This window comes from Anabaena catenula FACHB-362 (assembly GCF_014698735.1).
Lineage (GTDB): Bacteria > Cyanobacteriota > Cyanobacteriia > Cyanobacteriales > Nostocaceae > Anabaena > Anabaena variabilis_A.
Genome location: NZ_JACJTQ010000059.1, coordinates 23745 through 29887, shown reverse-complemented (window position 1 = coordinate 29887; position 6143 = coordinate 23745). Strand labels below are relative to the sequence as shown.

Annotated in this window: 5 protein-coding genes; 2 read left to right on the top strand and 3 right to left on the bottom strand. The window is 38.1% G+C overall.

The features are described from left to right. The first annotated feature begins 135 nt into the window (after positions 1 to 135). Positions 136 to 3996, top strand: a complete 3861-nt coding sequence (locus tag H6G68_RS27825) for a C-terminal helicase domain-containing protein (protein ID WP_339327886.1) — start codon at positions 136 to 138, stop codon at positions 3994 to 3996. A gap of 29 nt (positions 3997 to 4025) precedes the next feature. Here H6G68_RS27825 and H6G68_RS23995 read toward each other — a convergent pair whose 3' ends face one another. Beyond that, positions 4026 to 4637 carry a hypothetical protein gene (locus H6G68_RS23995; RefSeq protein ID WP_190908892.1) on the bottom strand — a complete coding sequence of 204 codons (612 nt, stop codon included), beginning with the start codon at positions 4635 to 4637 and terminating at the stop codon, positions 4026 to 4028. Positions 4638 to 4773: 136 nt separating this feature from the next. Here H6G68_RS23995 and H6G68_RS23990 point away from each other — a divergent pair, with 136 nt between their 5' ends. Beyond that, positions 4774 to 5205, top strand: a complete 432-nt coding sequence (locus H6G68_RS23990) for a biotin carboxylase (RefSeq protein ID WP_190908891.1) — start codon at positions 4774 to 4776, stop codon at positions 5203 to 5205. A 78-nt stretch (positions 5206 to 5283) separates the two neighbouring features. Here H6G68_RS23990 and H6G68_RS23985 read toward each other — a convergent pair whose 3' ends face one another. Together H6G68_RS23985 and H6G68_RS23980 are read right to left on the bottom strand one after the other, a co-directional pair. Then, positions 5284 to 5538 (bottom strand): YggT family protein, encoded by a 255-nt coding sequence (locus H6G68_RS23985; RefSeq protein ID WP_127054361.1) that lies wholly within the window; start codon positions 5536 to 5538, stop codon positions 5284 to 5286. Between the two features lie 238 nt (positions 5539 to 5776). Continuing rightward, positions 5777 to 6130, bottom strand: coding sequence for a ssl2009 family thylakoid membrane protein (locus H6G68_RS23980; protein ID WP_190711785.1), 354 nt, complete (start codon positions 6128 to 6130; stop codon positions 5777 to 5779). Positions 6131 to 6143 lie beyond the last annotated feature (13 nt).

Genomic DNA, 6143 nt, shown 5'->3' with positions numbered 1-6143 from the left:
GTGAGGATTGCTCTGAATATATTCAAATATACTGCCCATAACGTCTTACCAAAAAATACACTTTTATATTCTTATACCATAATTTAATTCTTTTTCGGAGATGTCTATTTAATTGTTTGTGAAGTGTGCGGTGATGTGTTTCTTGGTGGTTATAAAAGCACTCGCAAACTTGGAACCACTACTAGAGATATTCTGACACCAGACCAACCAGAATTGGAAGGAATACCTGATTTAGTGGTGATGAATCAACGCTATGGTAATTATCGGGTATTTTGGCCTTTACCGGGAGAAACACCACCCTGGACAACGAAACCGCAAGATTTAGAATGGACATCTGATAAAATTAAATGTCGTTGGGTACAAGCAAAATTAGATAAAAAAACTGGTGTATTACTGCAAGATGCAACACCACCTAAAGCCGATGAAGTTCCTGGTTGGTTGTATCAAATAGTGGGAGATAAACCAGAAAAATCCGCATTACCTACAAAATGTCCTCGCTGTGATGCTGATTATGGCAGACGTGATAAATTTCCTACTCCTCTACGTATTCACCGCACAGGTTTTCAAAAAGCTTGTCAGGTTATTGCTAGTGGACTGTTACGCGAAATGCCTTCACAGTCTCAACAAGCGTCATCTAGTTCTCGGAAATTAGTGATATTTTCTGATAGTCGTCAAGATGCGGCTAAATTAGCAGCAGGTATGGAAATTGACCATTATCGGGATATGGTACGCTTATTATTAATTCAGTCTTTTTATGATTATTGGGATGATTTGATCGCTTTTTTACGTATTACTTCGGCAAGCAGTCCTAGTGTTATTACTGAACTACAAGGTATAAATCCAAAGCTTTATGAAAATGTGATCCTTGGATCACAAAAAGATGATTTAACTAGACGCGATCGCTTTATTAATGCCAATCCTAGCTTAATTACAGAAGCACTTAGTTGGGTGATGGGTTTACCTACAAGTAATCAAAAGGTGCGTACAGAATGGTTAAATCTATTGCAACGTTATCCAGATCGTATCCCCTTATTAGAATTACGGCAAAAGGTTAGAGATGGTTTATTAGAGTATGGTATTTGTCCTGGTGGTGCTAGTTTCCGTGCTTTGAGTTATTCAGAAGGACAAAATCAACAAAGATACCCTTGGTTTAGCTGTTATGACTGGAGTGGAAACGCAATAACAAAAGTTTTTCCACTTTCACAAGCTAAAACAGATCATACTGGCTATTTGGAAGATTTGCTAACCGCAGAATTAATGAATCCGTTGTTTGATCATGTGGTACGGACAATGGAAGGTTTTGGACAAGGTTGGGTTAGCTACCAATCAGTGGGAAATATATCTAGTAAAATAACTGAAGCCGTTGATGCCATAATCAGACAGTTGGGAGTGCGTCGTCGTCACAAATATTCTAAGTTCTTTTATCCTGGTACAGAGAACAATTTACCTGGTTTTGCCAGAAATTACCTTAAAAGTACCAATTTAACTCTTCAAGATATTGAGCAAGAATTACTACAGTCACAAGCGGGAATTACTAGCGGTCAAGATTTATCATTAAATCCTGATAGATTGTTTTTAATGCTACCACCTAATAAAAATGATCAAGGGTTACGTGGGGGTTATAGATGCGATCGCTGTAATGCCTTTTATCTCCATCCCGCAGCAGGTTTTTGTCCTGAATGTAATAGTCGCACTAATACCCAAACTTTCCAAAAACTCAGTCCAGGACAGGTCACAGGGGATTTTGATTATTATACCTACCTATCAGAAAAATCAGGTCAACCTTTCCGGATGAATGCTGCTGAATTAACCGGACAAACGGACAAAGAAGAACGCACAAAACGTCAAAGATGGTTTCAAGACATATTTATTGATAAAGAAATTGACCGTGTTCAAGGTATAGATTTATTAAGCGTTACCACCACAATGGAAGCAGGGGTTGATATTGGTGCATTATTAGCTGTGATGATGGCAAATATGCCACCCCGACGCTTTAATTATCAACAAAGAGTTGGTCGTGCAGGTAGACGTTCTGCGGGAGTTGCTTTAGCTGTTACATTCTGTCGTGGTAGAAACCATGATGATTTTTATTTTCAACGTCCAGAAATGATCACTGGTGATCCTCCACCACCTCCTTATGTGGATATGGGAAGTTATCAAATTTTCAAGCGTGTTCTCATTAAAGAAATATTACGTCAAGCATTTCGAGATGAAGGAATTAGTAGTAAAGACAGCAAAGATAATGTACATGGTGAATTTGGTAATGTCAGTGAATGGAATAATAATAAACAACTAATTCAAGATTGGTTAGACGACAAACCAAATGAACAAAAGATTATCAATATATTGGATAGTTTACGAGTACAAACAATTTTAAAAAATGCCAGTAATCAGAAAATCATCAACTTTCTTCGCTATGATTTACTAGCAGAAATTCAAGATGTTGTAGATGATCAAACATACACTCAAGATCAACTTAGTGAACGTTTAGCAAATGCTGGACTATTACCCATGTTTGGTTTTCCTACTAGAGTTAGATTGCTTTATACTCGGTTACCAAATGCTATTAAATGGCCACCCACAGAAGGAGTAGTAGATAGAAATTTAGATGTAGCGATCGGTCAATTTGCTCCCGGTTCGGAAACTGTTAAAGATAAAGCAGTACATACAGCTTGTGGTGTCGCAGATTTCTATCCGCAAGGTAAAAGAATAGAATCTAAATCAGGGTTAATTCCTGCATTAACAGGAGGTAATCATGCTTTAGGATTATGTAGAAATTGTCAAGCTGTAATTTACCCCCATATATTATTAAATAAACCCTTACCAGGAGGTAAAAAACCATCAGAAGATATTTGTCCAGTTTGTAAACAAGAAACATTGCGCTGTATTGATGCTAGAGAACCGAAAGGATTTATTACTGATTTAAAACCAGAAGATTTTGATGGTCAATTTGAATGGCAACCCCGCGCAACCAGACCATCTTTAAGTGTTGATTCTGCCCAAGGTTCATTTAATTCTATCTTAAATGCTTCTTTATTGGCATTTAATGATAATATTATTTCCGTTAATGATAAAGGTGGAGAAGGTGGTTTTGATTTTCAGGATGCAGTAATTTATGGTAAATCTCGACCAGGTGTTTATGCTGTATCTCCAGAAAATAATAATGCTGTTACTACATCAGGTTCTAGTTATCGTATAGCACTATTATCACGCCGTAAAACAGATATTTTATTAGTAAATATTGAACAATGGCCTAATGGTATTTTTGCCGATCCGACTAATGTGATCGGACGTGCTGCTTGGTATTCTTTTGCTTTTTGGTTGCGAGTTGCAGCAGCTAGTTTACTAGATATAGATACGGTGGAATTACAATCTGGTTTCCGTTCTTTGTCAGAAAATAATCAAGTAATTGGTCAAGCATTTTTATGTGATCAATTAGAAAATGGCGCAGGATATTGTCAGTTTTTATCACAACCTCAGCAATTTCAGACGTTAATGGATTTAGCTAATATAAATAATTCTAATAGCATTGCTAATAAATGGCTAAATAATGCTCATGGTAACAGTTGTGATACTTCCTGTAATTTATGCTTACGGGATTATCAAAACCTTGCTTATCACGGTTTATTAGATTGGAGATTAGCGTTAGATATGGCGCGGTTAGTGTTATCAAACTCTCATACTATTGATATTAATTCACCTTGGGGAACTATGGCAAATCCTTGGGTTAATTTATATCAAATAAATAATTCTCCAATTACTAACACATTGCAAAATTTGGGTTATAATTTGCCAACCCAATTTGCAACTTTAACAGGTTATGTACATAGAAGTAAAAAGCGTCAAAGTATTCTAATTTTAAGACATCCACTATGGCAAGATGATCATCCTGAGTGGTTACAATCTGTGGAAAATGCTGAAAATCAATACCCTAGCTATACAGTTAATGCAGGTAATCCATTTATGATTTTACGCCGTCCTGGTGATTATGTATGAAGAGAGAGTTAATCAACAGATTTATTCATCTACTTCTGCGGCCAACGCCAATTATACCGATTCCATTCATAGATACCTTGAATCTCATACTCAGTACCATTAAAAAAGCGAATCAGACAACTGGTAAAGACTTCATCACCATCGCTAATTTCATCAACCTTAATCACCATACAGGGAAACCATTCCCGCTGATGGGAGTCATCTTCTGGTATCCATTCCCACAGTGCATTAGAAACTTCAATGCGATCGCCTATTCTTAACTGTAGTGCTTCTTCAAAATAAGAATATTTATCAAAATGGTATGATTCCACCCGATTCAACCACTGTAAGCCATAGCGATCGCGGATAAATTGCACTTTGCCCGAATCTTGTGCCAAAAGCCAGTCGTTCAGCAATTGCACTTTCCAAGTGCGGTTTTGTTTTTCCTCTGCCTTGACAAACTGTAAAAACGCTTCTAACTCCTCTGATGTCAATTCATCCAAAGGATTGGCAGCATCTGATCCCCTAGAAGCCGAATCTCTCGAAATTTGCTCAACTAGTTGTAGTAATATTTGTTTTTGCATATCAGTGAGAGGACAGCTAGCTGCATCACAGCGATTAAAGGCTTTTTGCAACGCTGTTTCAATCTCATCTGGATTCATAGGGCAATAGCAACTGAGGGTCTATTTTTACCATTATTACAATGTTAAATTCAACTCTCCAATTCCCTAGCAGTAAAATTCAGGTCAACTGAGGTTAAAAATTGCGTATACTTTTAATAAAGTTACGGTGTCTTTTATGCGATCGCGCTCACTCACGCTTATCTTGATTTCTGCCGTTATCGGGTTCCTTTCGTGGGTGTTTACTCCTCCGGCTGTAGCACTGACACAGATTAGACTATTTGATATTTCTGCTCATGATTGTCCTCCAGAACTAGCAAAAGGTGCTGTTATTAGTAGCGGTTCAGCAGCTGCCAATTGCTTTCTAGTCACTGGTAAAGCGGAAAATGGCACTTATAAAACAGTTTACGATGCAGATATCTTTGGACGCATTTATGATGCCAACAATGACCCCATATTACAAAATCGTACCCGTTTAGGTTCTATTCCCGAAGTACCCCCAGGCATCAGTGATTTTGAGTTAAGAATTTCTGTACCTGCAAATCAGCCAACTCCATTGAAGTTGAAGCAATTTAAAGCCGCTGGCTTTAGCGGACAAGTCAGGCGTTAATAATGATATAAAATAAATCTGGGCTAGTTAGCCCAGATTTAAAAGCTTTTGAATGTAGAACTAACTGCAAATTTTCAGTTACACGATCGCTTGCAATCCACTACCTAAAACTTGGAGCAGTAGAATCGCTACCATTGGAGAAAAATCCATCCCACCCAAAGGGGGAATAATTGAGCGGAACAGATTCAGATAAGGATCGGTAATTTGGCTCAAAGCCGCAAATGGTTGGTTATACCAATTGATTTGCGGGAACCAGGTTAGTAAGACTCGAATAATTAGCAAAGAGCTATAAAAGGTAACAAAGGTTGCCAGCGTGTTAAATAGTAAATACATGGATTCGTTGGTTTCCTGCTAATTGTCAAACGGGGTCTTATGATTGATTTTAATTGAGTCGATGTCGTAGTAACACTTTACGGAATTCAAAATCCAAGATTCAAAACCCAAAAAGCTGATTTAACAAGCTTTTCAAGGATTTCAAATAGTTATTTGATTTCTGCCATACTGTCTTAATCGTTGAAAATCACTGCCACATCTACCATAGCTGATGCGTTTACTACGTAACAAAAGTTTTTCAAGAGTCTTGGGAAAGACTACGCGGATTTACTGCTTGCCCTGAACTGCCATTGACATTACCTAACTGGTTACGTACATCATCAATTGTGGCATTGAGTTGGGCAATTTTATCTTCTAGCGATCGCCGTGCTGTTTCCATTTCTAAACCTTCATTGGCTGCGGCTCTCATCTGCCGTCTTTTGGCTGTGACTTTATTTCCTTCGATGGTGCTATCCGAGAGTCCGATTTCGTCTTCTGCTGCCAACTGAGCGTCCCTTCGAGATGCTAGCACTGCACCCAGAATCCCACCAACTACGCCACCAACTAAAGTCCCAACTAAAAAACCACTAGCAAAACCATCTCGCTGACTCATATCTTTACCGCCT

Coding starts and splice junctions, on each gene's coding strand:
- H6G68_RS23990 (WP_190908891.1), top strand. CDS start 4,774: ATGCGATCGCGCTCACTCACGCTTATCTTGATTTCTGCCGTTATCGGG.
- H6G68_RS23980 (WP_190711785.1), bottom strand. CDS start 6,130: ATGAGTCAGCGAGATGGTTTTGCTAGTGGTTTTTTAGTTGGGACTTTA.
- H6G68_RS23995 (WP_190908892.1), bottom strand. CDS start 4,637: ATGAATCCAGATGAGATTGAAACAGCGTTGCAAAAAGCCTTTAATCGC.
- H6G68_RS23985 (WP_127054361.1), bottom strand. CDS start 5,538: ATGTATTTACTATTTAACACGCTGGCAACCTTTGTTACCTTTTATAGC.